Origin of the sequence: Microbispora sp. NPDC046973, assembly GCF_040644495.1 — a bacterium.
In the GTDB taxonomy this organism is placed as follows: Bacteria; Actinomycetota; Actinomycetes; order Streptosporangiales; family Streptosporangiaceae; genus Microbispora.
This window is the reverse complement of the sequence record NZ_JBEYWQ010000002.1, coordinates 442,353-458,250: the sequence shown is the minus strand read 5'-3', so window position 1 is coordinate 458,250 and position 15,898 is coordinate 442,353. Positions and strand designations below refer to the sequence as shown.

Genomic DNA, 15,898 nt, shown 5'->3' with positions numbered 1-15,898 from the left:
TGCGGCAATGACCGAGGGACTGCGGGAGCGCAAGAAGCGGCAGACCCGGCAGCGCATCGCCGAGGTGGCGGTCGGGCTGTTCGTGGAGCGCGGCTTCGACAACGTCACGATGGCCGAGGTCGCGCAGGCCGCCGAGGTCTCGGTGAACACCGTCTACAACTACTTCCAGGCCAAGGAGGACCTGGTGCTCCCGCCCGAGGAGGCGTCGCCCGGGAGGCTGGCCGAAATCGTGCGGGAGCGGCCGCCGGGCCGGTCGGCGGCCGTCGCGGTGCTGGAGCGCCTGCGCCGGGAGATACACGGGCGTGAACGCACGGTCGGGCTGAGCGCGGGATTCGGGCGCGTGCTGGAGATGATGCGGGCCGCCCCCACGCTGACCGCCCGGCTGGAGGACCTCGGCCGCCGGATGACCGACGCCCTGGCGGCCGCGCTGGCCGAGGAGACCGGCGCCGACGCCGCTGATCCGCTGCCGCGCGTGGTCGCCTGGCACATCGGCTCCCTCCACTCGCTGGTGTACGCCGAGATCGGGCGGCGTACGACGGCGGGGGAGAGCCCGGACGCCATCGCGGCCGCCGTGCTGGAGTTGCTCGACGTCGCCGAGAGCCTCCTGGGCGAGCGCGTCCGCACCTACGCCGTACGAGAGGGATGACCGTGTTCAGGGTGACGATCAGGGGAAAGTTCAAGGGCCTCGACGACGCCGGCCGGGCCGCCGTGACGGCGGCGGGCGGCGCGGCCTACACCGAGGGCGGCACGTTCACCCACGACGCGAGCGTGTCGGCCTTCACCTTCCGCTGCCAGGTGCCCGCGGGGCCGGACGACGGCGAGGACGAGGCCGCGCTGGCAGCGATGGCCGCGCTGGACGCGCACGGGCACCCGTACGAGATCCTGCGGCTCGCGGTGACCGACATGCGCCAGATCAAGATCCGCCGGAAGGGCCGCGGCGCGTAGCCGTCAGGCGAGATCCTCTTCGTACAGGTCGTACGGCTCCTCGCCGAGAGCCTCGGCGAGGCGCTTGCCGGCGAACGGGATGACCTCGTCGACCATGATCCGCCGGCCGGTCTCGGCCGCTAGCGACGTGACCCCGGCGTCGTCACCGGCGATGCGGGTGTACCAGCTCAGGTCGTTGACGCAGTTGAGCGCGAAGCCGTGCATGGTGACCCCGCCGGAGACCCGGATGCCGATCGTGCCGAGCCTGCGGTCGGGCAGCCCGTGCGCGGGGTCGCCGGGCACCCAGACCCCGCCGCGGCCCTCGACCCGCCGCGCGGTCAGCCCGAAGTCGGCGCAGACCTGGATCAGGACCTCTTCCAGCAACCGGATGTAGGAGACCACGTCGCCGATGCGGATGATGGGGTAGCAGACGAGCTGCCCGGGACCATGCCAGGTGATCTTCCCGCCCCGGTCGACGTCGATGACCGGTGTGCCGTCGACCGGCCGCTCGTGCGGCAGCGTCCGCTTGCCCGCCGTGTAGACGGGGGCGTGCTCCAGCATGAGGCACAGGTCGGAGATCTCGTCGGCCGCCCGCCGGGCGTGCAGCCGCCGCTGCAGGGTCCACGCCTGCTCGTACGGTACGTCGACGCCCAGGCGGACGATGGCCACGCCCTTCACGTTCCCATCGCCCTTCACGTTCACAGCGTAGAGGTCAGCAGCCGGGGCTCGATACGCAGCTCCTTGACGGCGGGCCCGTCCCGCTCGATCCGGTAGGCGTATCCCTCGGGGTCGGTGGTCACGGCCTGGATGAACTCCGTGCCCACGTAGTGGAGCGCGACGCCCTCGTCGGCGGCGTACCCCTCGGGCAGCTCGCCTGACGCGACAGACTCGTGCAGCAGCGCCCGCCGCTGCGGGTCGGAGTTGTAGTGGACGCCGCAGGAGTAGGGGAGCAGGCCCAGGCCCTCGGCCCAGGGCCGCAGCGTCGGCCCGAACGAGTCGGTGTTGCCGCCCACGTGCCAGCACAGCGCGCCGGCGCTCTGCCCGGACAGCACGATCCCCGCCCGCCACGCCTCGGCGAACGCCTCGTCCAGGCCGTGCAGCCGCCACAGCGCCGCGAGGTTGGCGACGCTGCCGCCGCTCACGTAGATCGCGTCCTGCTCCAGGATCCACTCGCGGGGGTCCTCGACGTTCGGCATCGGGAAGACCGTCAGGTGGCTCACCTCGACGTCCCAGCGGGCGAACGCGCCGTACATCTTGAGCAGCCAGTCGGCGTCGTCGCCCGTGGCCGTGGCGAGCAGGCCGAGCTTGGGGCGGTCCTGACCCGTCAGGTCGAGGACGTAACGCAGCAGGGCGGTCGGCTCGATGAACCCGTAGCGCTCCGTCTGCCGGAATGATCCGCCTCCGATGGCGACGATGTGCGACTGCCCGATGCGGCTCATGCCCACCACTCCTGTTCCCGGATCGAATGACTCTTTAGAGTACGGCGGCCAGCGCCTCGCCGATGGTGGGATGGGCGAACCGGTGACCCGCGTCGAGCAGCCGCCGGGGGAGCACCCGCTGGCCGGCGAGCAGGGCCTCCTCCGCGAACTCCCCGAGTGCCAGGCGCAGCGCGAGACGCGGGGCGGGCAGCGGCATCGTCGGGCGCCGCAGCGCCTTCGCGAGAGCGGCCGTGTATTCGGCGTTGGTCACCGGCTCGGGAGCCGTGAGGTTCACCGGCCCGGCCAGTTCGTGCGCGAGCAGGAAGCGGACCGCGTCCACCCAGTCGGGCAGCGAGATCCACGAGACGTACTGCCTGCCGCTGCCGAGCACGGCGCCCGCGCCCATCTTGAAGATCGGCAGCATCCGGGCGAGCGCGCCGCCCCGGCCGCTGAGGACGACGCCCGTGCGCAGCAGCGTCACCCGCACGCCCGCCTCCCCCGCGGGTGCGGTGGCGCCCTCCCAGCCGCGCACCAGGTCGGCCAGGAAGCCCGTGCCCGCCGGTGCGGACTCGTCCACCGCACGATCGCCCGTGTCGCCGTAGAAGCCGACCGCGGAGGAGGACAGCAGCACCCGCGGCCCGCCCTTGGTGCGGGCCAGCGCCTCGGCGAGGGTGCGCGTGCCGCTGACGCGGCTGTCCACCAGCTCCCGTTTGTACGCCTCGGACCACCGGCGGTCGCCGATCCCGGCGCCGGCCAGGTGGACGACGGCGTCCGCGCCTTCGAGCGCCCCGGGGTCGAGCACGCCGCCCGCCGGGTCCCAGAAGCGCTCGTCGGGGCCCGCGGGCGCGCGCCGCACGAGCCTGCGCACCTCGTGCCCGCCGGCGCGCAGCGCGCCCACCAGCGCCGTTCCGAGCAGCCCCGAGGAGCCCGTCACCACTGTCGTCATCGTCTCCACGACTCGATCACTACCCGGAAACGAACGGGGCCGCCCCGCCAAACGCGGGACGGCCCCATCGGCGTCCGGGGGGTACGGCTCGCGCCGGCCCCGGGCGTACGGTTACGCCAGGCCGAGCTGGGCCTCGAAGCGGCCCTCCTCGAGGCGGTGCTTGACCGTCGTGAGGAAGCGGGCCGCGTCGGCGCCGTCGACCAGGCGGTGGTCGTAGCTGAGCGCGAGGTACACCATCGAGCGGACCGCGATGACCTCGCCCTCCGGGGTGTCCACGACGACCGGGCGCTTGACGACCGCGCCGGTGCCCAGCATGCCGACCTGCGGCTGGTTGAGGATCGGCGTGTCGAACAGCGCGCCCCGGCTGCCGGTGTTGGTCAGCGTGAACGTGCCGCCGGTGATCTCGTCCGGGCTCACCTTGTTGGTGCGGGTGCGCTCGGCCAGGTCGGCGATCTTACGGGCGAGCCCGGCGATGTTGAGGTCGCCGGCGTTCTTGATCACCGGGACGAGCAGGCCGCGCTCGGTGTCGGTCGCGAAGCCGAGGTGCTCGACGTCGAAGTAGGTGACCTCGTTGGTCTCGCTGTTGATCGTGGCGTTCAGCTTCGGGTGCTGCTTGAGCGCCTCGACCGCGGCCAGCGCGAAGAACGGCATGAACGACAGCTTCACGCCCTCGCGCCGCTGGAACTCGTCCTTGGCCCGGTTGCGGAGCTGCGCGATGCGGGTGACGTCGACCTCGACCACGGTGGTGAGCTGGGCCGAGACCTGCAGCGACTCCACCATGCGCTTGGCGATGGTCTGCCGCAGGCGCGACATCTTCTCCGTACGGCCGCGCAGCGTGGTGTCCACCCGCACCTCCGACGCGGCGGGCGCGGCGGCGGCCGGGGCGGCGGGCGCCTGGGCCGGGGCGGGCGCCGCCTGCGGGGCCGCCGGAGCGGCGGCAGCGGCGGCGGCCTGCTCGCGCTGGACGCGGGCGGCCTCGATCACGTCCTGCTTGCGGATCCGGCCGCCGACGCCGGTGCCGGTCAGCGAGTCGAGGTCGACGCCGTGCTCGGCGGCGAGCTTGCGGACCAGCGGCGTGACGTACGGGCTCTCGCCGGCCGACGGCAGCGGGGTCGGCTCGCTCGGCTGCGCGGCCGGGGCGGGCGCCTGCGGCTGCGGAGCCGGGGCCTGCTGGGCCGGGGCGGGCGCGGGCGCCGGGGGCGCCGGCTGCGGCGTCACCACGGCGGGCGCGGGCTGCGGGATCGACGAGATCGGCGCGGGTGCGGGCTCGGGCGCCGCCGCCTGCGCGGGGGCCGGAGCGGGCTCCGGCTCGGGCTCGGGCTGCGGAGCGGGAGCCGGCGCCGCCGGCTCGGCGGCGGCCGGGGCGGCGCCCGCCTCGGAGTCGATCAGGGCGAGCTCGGCGCCGACCTCGACCGTCTCGTCCTCAGCGACGATGATCTTGGTCAGGTAGCCGGCGGACGGCGAAGGGATCTCGGTGTCGACCTTGTCGGTCGACACCTCGAGGAGCGGCTCGTCGGCCTCGACGCGGTCGCCTTCCTTCTTCAGCCAGCGGGTGACGGTGCCCTCGGTAACGCTCTCGCCGAGCTGGGGCATGGTTACGGAGACCGGCATGGTGTCTTCTCTCGCGTTCGCTAGGAGGGCTTCAGTTGTGGACGTGCAGCGGCTTGCCGGCCAGGGCCAGCATGGCCTCGCCGAGGGCCTCGGACTGGGTCGGGTGCGGGTGGATGAGCTGGGCGACGTCGGTGGCCGTGGCCTCCCAGTTGAAGATCAGCTGAGCCTCCGCGATCAGCTCGCCCACCCGGCTGCCGACCATGTGGACGCCGAGCACCCGGCCGTCGCGCTCGGCGACGACCTTGACCTCGCCCTGAGTCTGCAGGATCTTGCTTCTGCCGTTGCCGGCGAGGTTGTAGTTCAGCTCGACGACGTCGTGACCGCGCTCGCGGGCGACCGACGTGGCGATGCCCACCGACGCGACCTCGGGCTCGGAGTAGGTGATGCGCGGGACGCCGTCGTAGTCGATCGGCACCGGGTTCAGCCCGGCGATGTGCTCGGCGACCAGGATGCCCTCGGCGAAGCCGACGTGGGCGAGCTGCAGCGTGGGGATCAGGTCGCCCACGGCGTACACGCCCGGCACGCTGGTCTGGCAGAACTCGTTGACGAGCACGTAGCCGCGCTCCGTCGCGATGCCGTTGTCCTCGTAGCCGAGGCCGGCCGAGACCGGGCCGCGGCCGACGGCGACGAGCATGATCTCGGCGTCGAGGGTCTTGCCGTTCTCCAGGGAGACGACGACCCCGGTGTCGGTGGTCTTGACGCTGTCGAACCGGGCGCCCAGCTCGTACTTGATGCCACGGCGGCGGAAGGCGCGCTCCAGCAGCTTGGAGCTGGACTCGTCCTCCAGCGGCAGCAGGTGCGGCAGCGCCTCGACGATCGTGACCTCGGCGCCGAACGAGCGCCACACGCTGGCGAACTCGACGCCGATGACGCCGCCGCCCAGGATGACGACCGAGGACGGGATCCGGTCGAGGACCAGCGCGTGGTCGCTGCTGATCACCTTCTCGCCGTCGATGTCGAGACCGGGCAGCGACTTCGGCACCGAGCCGGTCGCCAGCACGACGTTGCGGCCCTCGTAGACCTGGTCGCCGACCACGACGCGGTTAGGGCCGGCCAGGCGGCCCTCGCCCTCGACCACGGTGATCTTCTTGCTCTTGATGAGCCCGGCCAGGCCCTTGTAGAGGCCCCCGATCACCTTGTCCTTGTACGCGTGGACGCCGGGGACGTCGATGCCCTCCAGCCGGGTGCGGACGCCGAACGACTCGCCCTCGCGGGCCTGGTCGGCGAGCTCGGCCGCGTGCAGCAGCGCCTTGGTGGGGATGCAGCCGCGGTGCAGGCAGGTGCCCCCGACCTTGTCCTTCTCGATGAGGACGACGTTCATGCCGAGCTCGGCCGCCCGCAGGGCACAGGCGTAACCACCGCTACCGCCACCTAGGACGACGATGTCGTAGGGGCCGCTGCCATCAGCCACTGGAATGCTCCTTGGTCGTATTCGCACCGCCGGGTGGACCCGGCAGCATCTTTTCACTTGTCCCGGAAGATCGTGGCCCCGGCCCGGGCCCGGGCGGGCACGCCGCGGCGGAGCCGTCTTCCCTCTTCGAACAGCCCGCGGGGGCTCTTTCTGGTTAAACAGCCTGCGCGGACGTGCCGTTCCCCGCGTAGCGCTCGGCGACGGCGACCAGAGTGCGGGTCAGCGCGCCGGTGCCGCCCTTGGGCGTGTAGCCGTGCGGCTCGCCCTTGTTGAACGCCGGCCCGGCCATGTCCACGTGCGCCCAGCGGACGCCCGCGGGGACGAACTCCCGCAGGAAGATGCCCGCGGCGAGCATGCTGCCCCACCGCTCGGGCTGGAGGTTGGCGATGTCGGCGACCGCGGAGTCGAGCCCCTTGCGCAGCTCGGCGGGCAGCGGCATGCCCCAGGCGCCCTCGCCCTGCTCGCCGGCGATGCGGACGACCTCCTCGCGCAGGGCGTCGTCGTTGGCCATCACGCCGGCCGTACGCCACCCGAGCGCCACGATCTGGGCGCCGGTCAGGGTGGCGACGTCGATGATCACGTCGGGCTGGTCCTCGGCGGCACGGGCGATGCCGTCGATCAGCACCAGGCGGCCCTCGGCGTCGGTGTCGAGCACCTCGACGGTCTTGCCGCTGTAGGTGTGCAGGACGTCGGAAGGGCGCTGGGCGCTGCCCGAGGGCATGTTCTCGGCGAGGCAGAGGTAGCCGACCGCGTTGACGCGCAGGCCCAGTCGGGCGATCGCGACGAGCGCGCCGAACACGGCTCCCGCTCCGCCCATGTCCGACTTCATCCAGTCCATGGAGGCGGAGGGCTTGAGCGACAGGCCGCCGGAGTCGAAGGTGATGCCCTTGCCGACGAACGCGACCTTCTGGGACGCCTCGGGGTGGCTGTAGGCGACGCGGACCAGGCGCGGCGGGTTGATCGAGCCCTGGCCGACGCCGATGATGCCGCCGTAGCCGTCCTCCTTGAGCCTGACCTCGTCCAGCACCTCGACCGACAGGCCGGCCTCGCCGCCGGTCTCCTGGGCGATCTCGGCGAAGCGCGCGGGCCACAGGTCGGACGGCGGCGTGTTCACCAGGTCGCGGACGAGGGTGACGGCGTCGGCGAGCGTCGCCGCGTGCGCGACGGCCTCCTCGGCCCCGGCCGCGCCGGACAGGACGGTCAGCTCGCCGACCGGCGACCTGCGGTCACCGCCGGTGCGGTAGCGCGTGAAGTCGTAGGCGCCCAGCAGGCCGCCCAGCGCCACGGCCTCCGCCTCGGCGGCCGTACGGGCGGGCAGCGCGAGCGCGGCGGACGCCGAGCCGGCGAGCGAGCGGACGGCCGCTCCGGCGGCGCGTCGCAGGGTCTCCAGGTCGTAGCCGTCCTCGGGGCCGTCCTGCGGCGCGTCGCCGAGGCCCACGGCGACGGCGACGGGCGCGGGCAGCGCCCCGAGAGTCGGGATCTTGACGACCTCTTCGGCCTTGCCGGTGAACCCCATTGTGGTGAGGATCTCGGCGAGTCGTCCGTCCAAGGCCTGGTCGAGGCCTTCGCCTCCGGGAGCCGGGCGTGGACCCTCCGGGGTCGTGTGGACGCCGATTATGAGAGCACTGGTCTCGATGGAGACCGCGTCAGATGCGTTTATGCGCACTGTGGTCACGTGAGCCGATGCTAGCTGGGCTTACTCGGCTACGCATAAACGAGGGTTCATCCTACCTATCGGTAATCTCGATGGTGCCAATGAAACTAGCACCATCGCGACCCTCCGGGCGTATGGTGCTAATATCATTAGCACCATGTTGCTCACGCTCGATCTCAACGATCCGCGGCCTTTGCACGAACAGGTGGCCGCCGCCCTGAAGCGCGCGATCGTGGCCGGGGACGTCGCGCCCGGCGATCGGCTGCCACCGGCCCGCGACCTGGCCCGCGCGCTGGGCGTGAACGCGAACACGGTGCTGCGCTCGCTGCGCGACCTGCGGGACGAGGGCCTGCTGGAGTTCCGCCGCGGGCGCGGCGTGTCCGTGCTGCGGCGGCCGGACGGCCGCGCGGCACTCAGGACGCGTGCGCGCGACCTGCTCGACGAGGCCGCCAGATATGGCCTCAGCGCCGACGACGTCGTCGCTCTCATCAAGGACCTCAGCGAGGAAATGGCATGACCGACCCGCGGGACACCTCCGCAACCGGCTTCCGCACCCGATTCCTGGCGGCCACCGCGGCCTGGGCCGTCCTGGTCGCGGCCGTGCTCGTGGCGGTGCCGCTGGCGTTCGCCGGGCGCCTGCCTGACCCGGCGGCCACCCATTGGGGCCCGTCCGGCGCGCCCGACGGCTCCGCTCCGACCGTCTTCCTCGCGGTCTTCCCCCTGGTGCTCTGGGCGGTGCTCGTGGCGTCCTGCCTCGGTCTCGGGCGGCGGCGGCTCGTCACCCGGCGGGCTGGCCGGGTGGGGATCGCCGCCGGTCTCGCCTGGGGCGGGGTCTTCACGGTCGGGTTGCAGGCCGTGTCGATCGCCGCCAACCTCGACCGGTCCCGCTGGCAGGACGCGGCCCCGATCACCTGGCAGGCGATCGCCGTCATCGTCGTGGCCTTCGCGTGCGCCCTGCTCGCGACGTGGGCGGGACGTCGCCGGGCGGACGAGCCGGCGCCGGCGCCCGCGCCGGAGGCGGCCGCCCCCGACCTCGCGCCGGGACGGCTGGTGGTGTGGGTGTCGTCGGTGTCGGCCCCGCTGCTGCTCGCTCTGTCCGGTGCCGCGCTGGCCGCGTCCGTCGCGTTCGCCGTGTTCAGGCTCATGGGCCTGCCCGGCCGGACCTGGCACACGGTCGCGGTGCTCGCCATCGTCGGCCTCGCCGGGTTCGCGCTCTCGACTGTCTCGGTCAGGGTGGGCTTCGAGGGCCTGCGGGTGGCGTACGGGCCGTTGCGGTGGCCCGCGCGGCGGGTGCCGCTCGACCGGATCGAACGCGCGTGGGTGGAGGAGCGGTATCCGGTCCAGGTGGGCGGATGGGGTTACCGCGGGCTCCCGGGACGGGCCACGATCATGATCCGCGGCGGGGAGTGCCTGGTCGTCCGGTACACCTCCGGCGGTGAGCTGGCGATCACGGTGGACGACGCGGCCGCGGGCGCCGCCCTCCTCAACGCCCTCGTCGCCCGGCGGCGCCCCTCCGTCGAAAGGTGATGACCGTGATCCGGCGCAACGCCGATGTCTGGCTCTTCCTCCTCGTCGCGTTCGGAGCCTCGTGGCTGATCGCGCTCCCCCTCTGGCTGGGGGCCGTACGGCTCGGCACGCCGGCCTTCGCGCTGGTCGGGGGGCTGATGATGCTGACGCCCTCCCTCGGCGTGCTGGCCGTGTGGCTCACCCGGCGGCGGGGCACGCCGCTGAGGGCATGGGCGCGGGCGACCGGGCTCACGCTCGGACCGGATCGGGGCGGGACGGCCGCGCTCCTGGTGGCGGCGCTGCTCGGCGTGCCGCTTCTCGTGGCCGTCGCCCTCCTGGTCAGCGCCGCCGTCGGCGTGGTGAGCCTCGACTTCGCCGGGCTGAGCCTGTTCCACGCGCAACTGGGCGCGGCCATCGGCAAGGTGCCGCTGGACCCGCGGGTCCTGTACGCCGTGCAGGCCGCGCAGGCCGTGCTGATCGCCCCGTTCCTCAACGCGATCCCCGCACTGGGGGAGGAGTGGGGCTGGCGGGGCTGGCTGCTGCCGCGTCTGCTCGGCGACCCGGCCGTCTCGTCCGCGCCGGGACCCCGTCGTGTGTGGCCCGCGCTGGTGCTGTCCGGGGTGATCTGGGGTCTCTGGCACGCTCCCCTCACGTTGAAGGGCTACAACTACCCGGCGCTCGGCGCCTGGGCGGCGGCGCTGTTCGTCGGCTTCTGCGTCCTTTTCGGGGCGCTGCTCGGCTGGCTGCGGCTGCGCTCGCGCAGCGTGTGGCCCGCGGTCATCGCCCACGGCTCGCTGAACGCCGTGACGGGCCTGGCGCTGCTCCTCGGCGACGCGGCCGCCCCGCCGAACGCCGCGCTCGCCGGGATCACCGGAGTCGTCGGCTGGGTGCTGCTCGCGGCGGTCGTCCTCGTCGTCTACCGGCTGCGTCCCGTCGCCGCGCCGCGCTGACGAGCCTTCACCAGCGTCACACCAGCAGGACGGCGGCCAGCAGCGTCACCGTCGTGGCCGTCTCCACCAGCGCGCCGAGCACGTCGCCCGTGACGCCGCCCAGCCGCCGTACGGCCCGGCGGCGCAGCAGCGCGGCCGCCCCCAGCCCGGCGGCCATCGCCAGCAGCAGCCCGGCGGGCGCGAGCAGGTACGGGTCGACGGTCAGGTGGGAGAGCAGACCGGTGGACCGCAGGCCCGCGCCGAGGGTCCCCCCGTTGGCCGATGTGGGATAGCCGTAGTCGTTGGAGAGGCGGTCGAAGCCGACGGGGAACAGCGCGGCGAGGTCCAGGACGACCCGGGTCCCGCCGGCGGCCGGCACGCAGAAGGCCGGTGCGCCGATCGCCGCCACCAGGGCGAGCACCGCCACGACGACGGCCGACGCGAGGGTGGCCCCGATCGCGGCGCCCCGCCGTACGGTGCCGGCGACGAGCGCGCCGAGGCCGGTGGGCCGGGCCGGGGGCACGCCCTCGCGGCAGGCCCAGGTGACGGCCAGCCTGCCGGTCACCGCGGCCGTCACCAGCGCCACCCAGGCGACGGCGTCGCCCCGCGACAGCGCGGCCACCTGCACGAGCAGGGCGATCACGGCGGTCACGACCCCGAACGGGCCGATGTCGGAGCGCTTCATCACCTCCAGCGCCCCGTCGGACGGCTTGCCGCTGCCGAGCCCGTCGGCCAGGTCCGCGAGTCCGTCGAGATGCAGGGCCCGCGTCAGCCACGCGAGCGCGCCCACCGCGAGGACGGCGCCGAGCAGCGGCGAGCCCGACAACGAACCGGCGGCGACGAGCACCACGGCCCCGGCCAGGCCGAGGAGCACGCCGACGAAGGGCGCCAGCGCCATGGCGCGTCCCACCACGACGCGGCCGGCCTCCACCGGCCGTACGGGGAGGATCGTGAGCGTCCCGACCGCGAACCGCCAGGCCGCGCCAAGTCCGCTTGTGCGAGATTCGTCGGACACGAGGGCAGATCGTAGTTGTCACAGGGGCAGCGGGACGACCCGGCCGGAGACCACCAGGGCGACGTCCTCGGACTCGCGGGCGAGGGCCTGGTTGAGGCGGCCGAGCGCGTCGCGGAACAGCCGTCCGGCGGGGGTGGCCGGGATCACCCCGAGGCCCACCTCGTCGCTCACCGCCACCACCCGGGCGCGGGTGCCGCGCCAGGCGGCCGTCAGGGCGTCGCACCGCTCCGCCACGCGGCCGAGGGCGGCGTCGAGGGTGGCATGGTGGCCGGCCGCGGGCGTGCCGCCCGGCCAGGCGGCGCACTCGTCGAACACGGCGGCCAGCCAGGTGCCGATCCCGTCGACGAGCAACGTCCCCGGGCCGCCGGTCAGGACGGACACGAGGTCGGTCGTCTCCACGGTCCGCCAGTGCGCCGGGCGCCGCTCCCTGTGGGCCCGCACGCGGGCGAGCCAGGCAGGGTCGTCGCCGCCCGAGGGCCCGGTGGCGACGTAGGTCACCTCGGGTTCGGCGGCCAGGCGGAGCTCGGCCTCCTCGGACTTGCCGGACCTGGACCCGCCGAGCAGCAGCGTCCGGCCCGGCCGCACCTGCGAGATCGCCTCCGCCCTCGCCGTGTCCACGACGGTCCCGTCGGGAACGGCCGCCGCGCCCCAGAATGCGAGGCGGCGGGCCAGTTCGCTTTCCGTCGTGACGCGGTGGTCGAGGTGCACCGCGACGATCCGCGTCGCGGGCGTGACCCGCCCACGCCGGCGCAGGTCGCCCAGCCGCTCCGGCCGGTCGGGCAGGTCGATGAGCACCACGTCGAAGGGCGGGTCCGCGTCCCGCCCGGGGGAGCCGGTGGCGGGTCCCGCGGCGTACAGCAGGCGACCGCCGTCGGGTCCGGTGACCTCGAGACCGTCGGCCGTCCGGCGGACCAGGTGACCGCCGGGCGGGTGGGCGCCGGTGAGCCGTACGCGGCCGTCGAGCACGATGGAAGCGGGGCGACGGTGGCCGGGGGCGAGCCGGCCGCAGGACGCGCAGGGACAGCCGGGAACGGGCCAGCCCTCCGGGCCGCCGGTTCCCTCCAGGCGGATCTCCATGCCGCTGCCTTTCCGCGTCCGAGTCGCCGGGCGGCCCCGCGCGGGCGGGGGAGTGGACGCCGGGAAGAGAGGATAGGGTCCGGCTGCACGGTCTTTGTGCCGCACCGGCCCCGGCGTGAAGTCCCGGTGCGGGGGCGGCGAGGAACCGAAGGAGCGGGTGCGGGTGATTTGGCGGTGGCGTTACGAGGACGCGAACGGCGGCGAGGTCACGGACCGGCCGCTGCCACGGGAGATCTTCTCCAGCCAGTCGGACGCGGAGTCGTGGCTGGGGGAGAGCTGGCGCGAGCTGCTCGAGGCCGGTGTCGAGCAGGTCACACTCATGGAGGACGAGCGGGTCGAATACTCGGGGATGTCCCTGCGCGCCGAGTGAGCCGGGCGGGGGCCGGGACCGCGACGGGCGCGGTCACGACCCCCGTGACGACACCGGTCCGGCAGGACCGGAGCGGCGTCAGGGACGCGCGGGCGGGCTGACGGTCTTGGCCGGGTCACGCTCGACGACCGGACCGAGCACGTCGTCGATCTTCTTGAGCACCTCGGCGTCGAGCTTCACGCCCGAGGCCTTGACGTTGTCGCGCACCTGCTCGGGCTTGGTCGCCCCGACGATGGCCGACGACACGTTCGGGTTCTGCAGCACCCACGCCACGGCGAGCTGGGCCATCGAGAGCCCGAGGTCGGCCGCGATCGGCTTGAGGTCCTGCACCCGGCGCAGCAGCTCGTCGTCCATCATCCTGCCGATGAAGCCCGAGCCCGCCGGGTCGGTGGCGCGGGACCCGGCCGGCGGCGGCTGGCCGGGCAGGTACTTGCCGGTGAGCACGCCCTGCGCGATCGGCGACCAGACGATCTGGCCCAGGCCCTCCTTCTCGCACAGCGGCACGACCTCGGCCTCGATGACCCGCCAGAGCATCGAGTACTGCGGCTGGTTGGAGACCAGCCGGTCGAACCCCATCTCGTCGGCGATCTTCAAGGCCCGGGCGATCTGGTCGGCCGACCACTCGCTGACGCCGACGTACAGCACCTTGCCCTGCCGTACGAGGTCGTCGAAGGCCCGCAGGGTCTCCTCCAGCGGCGTCTCGACGTCGAAGCGGTGCGCCTGGTAGAGGTCGACGTAGTCGGTCTGGAGCCGGCGCAGCGACCCGTTGATCGACTCCATGATGTGCTTGCGGGACAGTCCCCGGTCGTTCTTGCCCTCGCCGGTGGGCCAGTAGACCTTCGTGAAGATCTCCAGCGACTCGCGGCGCACGCCCTTCAGCGCCCGGCCGAGGACCTCCTCCGCCCTGGTCCCGGCGTAGACGTCTGCGGTGTCGAAGGTCGTGATCCCCTCGTCGAGAGCCGCGCGGACGCACTCGACGGCGGCGTCCTCCTCCACCTGCGACCCATGGGTGATCCAGTTGCCGTAGCTGATCTCGCTGACCATGAGGCCACTGCGGCCAAGATGACGGTATTCCATGGGTCCGACCCTAGGTCATGACACCGCGTCACTCCTCCGGGTGGTTCGCGGTAGGGTGCCCGGCGTGCGCCGGTTGATCGCTTCTCGCCCCGTACGACTGGCTCTGGCCGTCGCGCTGGTCGCCGGTGTCGCCGCCGGGCTGGTCGTCGCCGCGCGCCGGCGCCGTGCCGTCGTGCCGGCGCCGGCCGCTCCCCGCCCCGGCCCGCCGCAGGACGCGGGGGACCCGGCCGGGCGCGGCCCCGAGCCCGTGCTCGGATGGCCCACGAGCGAGGACCTCGCGAGGTACGACCGGCCGGAGGCCGCCGCGCCGATCGCCCGTCTCCTCGGCGGGCTGCCCCGGATCCAGCGGCCGCGCGGGAGGAAGGCGCGCCGCTTGACGGCCGCGCTCGTCGCGCTCGGCCTGCTGGCCCTCGGCGCGCAGATGCTGGACAACGCCGTGTTCGGCCCGGAGCCCGGGCCGTCGTTCGGCTGGACGGCGTACACGGGAGACGATGCCGAGCCCTGCCTCGCGGGCGGTTGCCCGATGGCGGGAGTCCGCGTGCCTTCCGGCCGGACCGGCGAGTCCTGTGTCGCGCCCGGGTGCGGGGTGGCGTGGGATCCCGCGCCGTCCGCCGGTCCCGTGGACGCGGAGGCCGCGCCACAGGGCCCGGCGCCGTCCCCCGCGCCCACGTGCGCGGTCCGGAAGAGGTCCACGACCCCTGTCGTACGGCCGGTCTCCCGGGGCGTGACGGCCGCGGTGAACCGGCAGTGGCGGCGGATAGAGAAGTGGCTGAAGGCGCACGCGCCCAAGACGTACGCCTCGCTGAACGGCCCGGCCGGCCGCCGGCTGGTGGCGACGGCCGAGGCGCGGGTGGGGGCGCGCATCCCCGACTCGCTGCGCGCCTCGCTGCTGCGCCACAACGGCGCCCGCGGGCCGGCGGCGTTCCGGTTCTCGTCGCATCACATGCTGATGGGCGCGCGCGGGCTGGTCTCCTCCTGGCCCGAGGCCTGCGAGATGGGCGGAGGCATCCCCTTCGCCTACGACCCCGACTTCGGCGACTACCTCGTGACGAACTCCGCCACGGGCGGGGTGGGCTCGGCCGACTGGGAGACGCCGTACTTCGAGGACGAGTGGTCGTCCTACTACGCGCTGCTCAAGGCCACGGCGGACGCCCTCGCCGAGGGCGGCCCGGTGGACGGGTCGGTTCCCGTGGTGCGCGAGGGCGTCCTGCAGTGGGAGTGAGGCGGCCCGGACCGGGCAGCCCCGGGCCGGGCAGCCGGGGTCAGGCGGACGCGGGGGTCACTTCTTCGCGGCGGCCGTGTCCTTGAGGGCGACGGGGATGCCGCCGGGCAGGACCGTGGGCTTGGGGAAGCGCAGGCGGCGCATCTGGGACGAGCGCATCGCCGCGTAGAAGCCCACGCCCTTGAGGTCCTCGCCCGGGAACTTGGCCGCCGCCTCCTTCTTCACCTTCGTGGCCACGTAGAAGGAGCTCGCCAGCACGAGCACCATCACGACCGGCAGCGACAGCGTGTAGACCAGCATGACGGCCGAGCGGACCGGGATCGGGAACGGCACCATCGACAGCAGCATGATGACGAACACGACGGGCAGGAAGTACTGCCCCGGCAGCCGCCGCGAGTCCACCCAGTCGCGGGCGAACTTGCGCACCGGGCCGCGGTCGCGGGCCGGAAGCGCCCGCTCGTCGCCGCGCAGCATGGCCTCGCGCTGCTTGACGCGCAGCGCCTTGTCGCGCTCGCGCGCCAGGCGGTAGGCCTCCTTGCGGTTGGCCGGAGCGGTCACCGGGGAGCGGCGGCGGCCCTGCGCCTCGCTCCGCTTCGGGGTGGGACGGCCCTTACCCGGGGTGCCGTGGGGCTTAGGATCCTCTACAGGGACGGGGGAGTCCTCCGCGGAGGTCTGGGTGCGACGTCGGAACACGTCGCCCAGCCTACCGGGAGTGCAACTTAGTGACGCCCTCGCGCG

17 protein-coding genes are annotated in these 15,898 nt (G+C 73.8%); 7 read left to right on the top strand and 10 right to left on the bottom strand.

What is annotated here, in order from left to right; genetic code table 11:
• Window positions 1–7 precede the first annotated feature (7 nt).
• Window positions 8–646: a helix-turn-helix domain-containing protein gene (locus ABZ860_RS06200; protein WP_357215805.1), complete on the top strand. Its 639-nt coding sequence runs from the start codon at window positions 8–10 to the stop codon at window positions 644–646.
• 11 nt (window positions 647–657) lie between these two features.
• Complete coding sequence (locus ABZ860_RS06195) at window positions 658–945, top strand: DUF6204 family protein (RefSeq protein WP_357215803.1); 288 nt, start codon at window positions 658–660, stop codon at window positions 943–945.
• Window positions 946–948: 3 nt separating this feature from the next.
• Here ABZ860_RS06195 and lipB read toward each other — a convergent pair whose 3' ends face one another.
• The 6 genes from lipB to ABZ860_RS06165 all read right to left on the bottom strand — a co-directional run bounded on the left by lipB (window position 949) and on the right by ABZ860_RS06165 (window position 7,985).
• The gene (lipB, locus tag ABZ860_RS06190; RefSeq protein ID WP_357215800.1) at window positions 949–1,620 is read right to left on the bottom strand and encodes a lipoyl(octanoyl) transferase LipB; all 672 of its coding nucleotides are present in this window, start codon (window positions 1,618–1,620) and stop codon (window positions 949–951) included.
• 2 nt (window positions 1,621–1,622) lie between these two features.
• Window positions 1,623–2,363, bottom strand: coding sequence for a peptidase E (locus ABZ860_RS06185; RefSeq protein ID WP_357215799.1), 741 nt, complete (start codon window positions 2,361–2,363; stop codon window positions 1,623–1,625).
• A 34-nt stretch (window positions 2,364–2,397) separates the two neighbouring features.
• Window positions 2,398–3,288, bottom strand: coding sequence for a TIGR01777 family oxidoreductase (locus ABZ860_RS06180; protein WP_357215797.1), 891 nt, complete (start codon window positions 3,286–3,288; stop codon window positions 2,398–2,400).
• 111 nt (window positions 3,289–3,399) lie between these two features.
• On the bottom strand, window positions 3,400–4,899 hold the full coding sequence (sucB, locus tag ABZ860_RS06175; protein ID WP_357215794.1) for a 2-oxoglutarate dehydrogenase, E2 component, dihydrolipoamide succinyltransferase: 1,500 nt from the start codon (window positions 4,897–4,899) through the stop codon (window positions 3,400–3,402).
• A 31-nt stretch (window positions 4,900–4,930) separates the two neighbouring features.
• Window positions 4,931–6,310 carry a dihydrolipoyl dehydrogenase gene (lpdA, locus tag ABZ860_RS06170; protein WP_357215792.1) on the bottom strand — a complete coding sequence of 460 codons (1,380 nt, stop codon included), beginning with the start codon at window positions 6,308–6,310 and terminating at the stop codon, window positions 4,931–4,933.
• Between the two features lie 154 nt (window positions 6,311–6,464).
• Complete coding sequence (locus ABZ860_RS06165) at window positions 6,465–7,985, bottom strand: leucyl aminopeptidase (protein ID WP_357215789.1); 1,521 nt, start codon at window positions 7,983–7,985, stop codon at window positions 6,465–6,467.
• A 136-nt stretch (window positions 7,986–8,121) separates the two neighbouring features.
• On the opposite strand from ABZ860_RS06165, the gene ABZ860_RS06160 reads away from it, so the two are divergent.
• Genes ABZ860_RS06160 through ABZ860_RS06150 form a run of 3 tightly spaced genes read left to right on the top strand, consistent with a single transcriptional unit; the run spans window position 8,122 to window position 10,420 of the window.
• Window positions 8,122–8,481 carry a GntR family transcriptional regulator gene (locus tag ABZ860_RS06160; RefSeq protein WP_357215786.1) on the top strand — a complete coding sequence of 120 codons (360 nt, stop codon included), beginning with the start codon at window positions 8,122–8,124 and terminating at the stop codon, window positions 8,479–8,481.
• Complete coding sequence (locus ABZ860_RS06155) at window positions 8,478–9,491, top strand: DUF1648 domain-containing protein (RefSeq protein WP_357215784.1); 1,014 nt, start codon at window positions 8,478–8,480, stop codon at window positions 9,489–9,491. Before ABZ860_RS06160 ends, ABZ860_RS06155 begins: the two co-directional genes overlap by 4 nt.
• Before the next feature lie 5 nt (window positions 9,492–9,496).
• Window positions 9,497–10,420, top strand: coding sequence for a CPBP family intramembrane glutamic endopeptidase (locus ABZ860_RS06150; RefSeq protein ID WP_357215782.1), 924 nt, complete (start codon window positions 9,497–9,499; stop codon window positions 10,418–10,420).
• Window positions 10,421–10,436: 16 nt separating this feature from the next.
• Here ABZ860_RS06150 and ABZ860_RS06145 read toward each other — a convergent pair whose 3' ends face one another.
• Window positions 10,437–11,414, bottom strand: a complete 978-nt coding sequence (locus ABZ860_RS06145) for an adenosylcobinamide-GDP ribazoletransferase (protein WP_357215779.1) — start codon at window positions 11,412–11,414, stop codon at window positions 10,437–10,439.
• An 18-nt stretch (window positions 11,415–11,432) separates the two neighbouring features.
• Entirely contained in the window at window positions 11,433–12,491 is a 1,059-nt protein-coding gene (locus ABZ860_RS06140) for a bifunctional adenosylcobinamide kinase/adenosylcobinamide-phosphate guanylyltransferase (protein ID WP_357215777.1), read from the bottom strand.
• Between the two features lie 163 nt (window positions 12,492–12,654).
• Here ABZ860_RS06140 and ABZ860_RS06135 point away from each other — a divergent pair, with 163 nt between their 5' ends.
• Window positions 12,655–12,861 carry a hypothetical protein gene (locus ABZ860_RS06135; RefSeq protein ID WP_079313380.1) on the top strand — a complete coding sequence of 69 codons (207 nt, stop codon included), beginning with the start codon at window positions 12,655–12,657 and terminating at the stop codon, window positions 12,859–12,861.
• A 78-nt stretch (window positions 12,862–12,939) separates the two neighbouring features.
• Here the strand turns inward: ABZ860_RS06135 and ABZ860_RS06130 are convergent, their stop codons facing one another.
• Entirely contained in the window at window positions 12,940–13,938 is a 999-nt protein-coding gene (locus tag ABZ860_RS06130) for an aldo/keto reductase family protein (RefSeq protein ID WP_357215775.1), read from the bottom strand.
• A gap of 64 nt (window positions 13,939–14,002) precedes the next feature.
• On the opposite strand from ABZ860_RS06130, the gene ABZ860_RS06125 reads away from it, so the two are divergent.
• On the top strand, window positions 14,003–15,160 hold the full coding sequence (locus tag ABZ860_RS06125) for a hypothetical protein (protein WP_357215772.1): 1,158 nt from the start codon (window positions 14,003–14,005) through the stop codon (window positions 15,158–15,160).
• A gap of 57 nt (window positions 15,161–15,217) precedes the next feature.
• On the opposite strand, the gene ABZ860_RS06120 is transcribed toward ABZ860_RS06125, so the two are convergent.
• Window positions 15,218–15,853 (bottom strand): DUF3043 domain-containing protein, encoded by a 636-nt coding sequence (locus tag ABZ860_RS06120; RefSeq protein ID WP_357215770.1) that lies wholly within the window; start codon window positions 15,851–15,853, stop codon window positions 15,218–15,220.
• Between the last annotated feature and the right edge of the window lie 45 nt (window positions 15,854–15,898).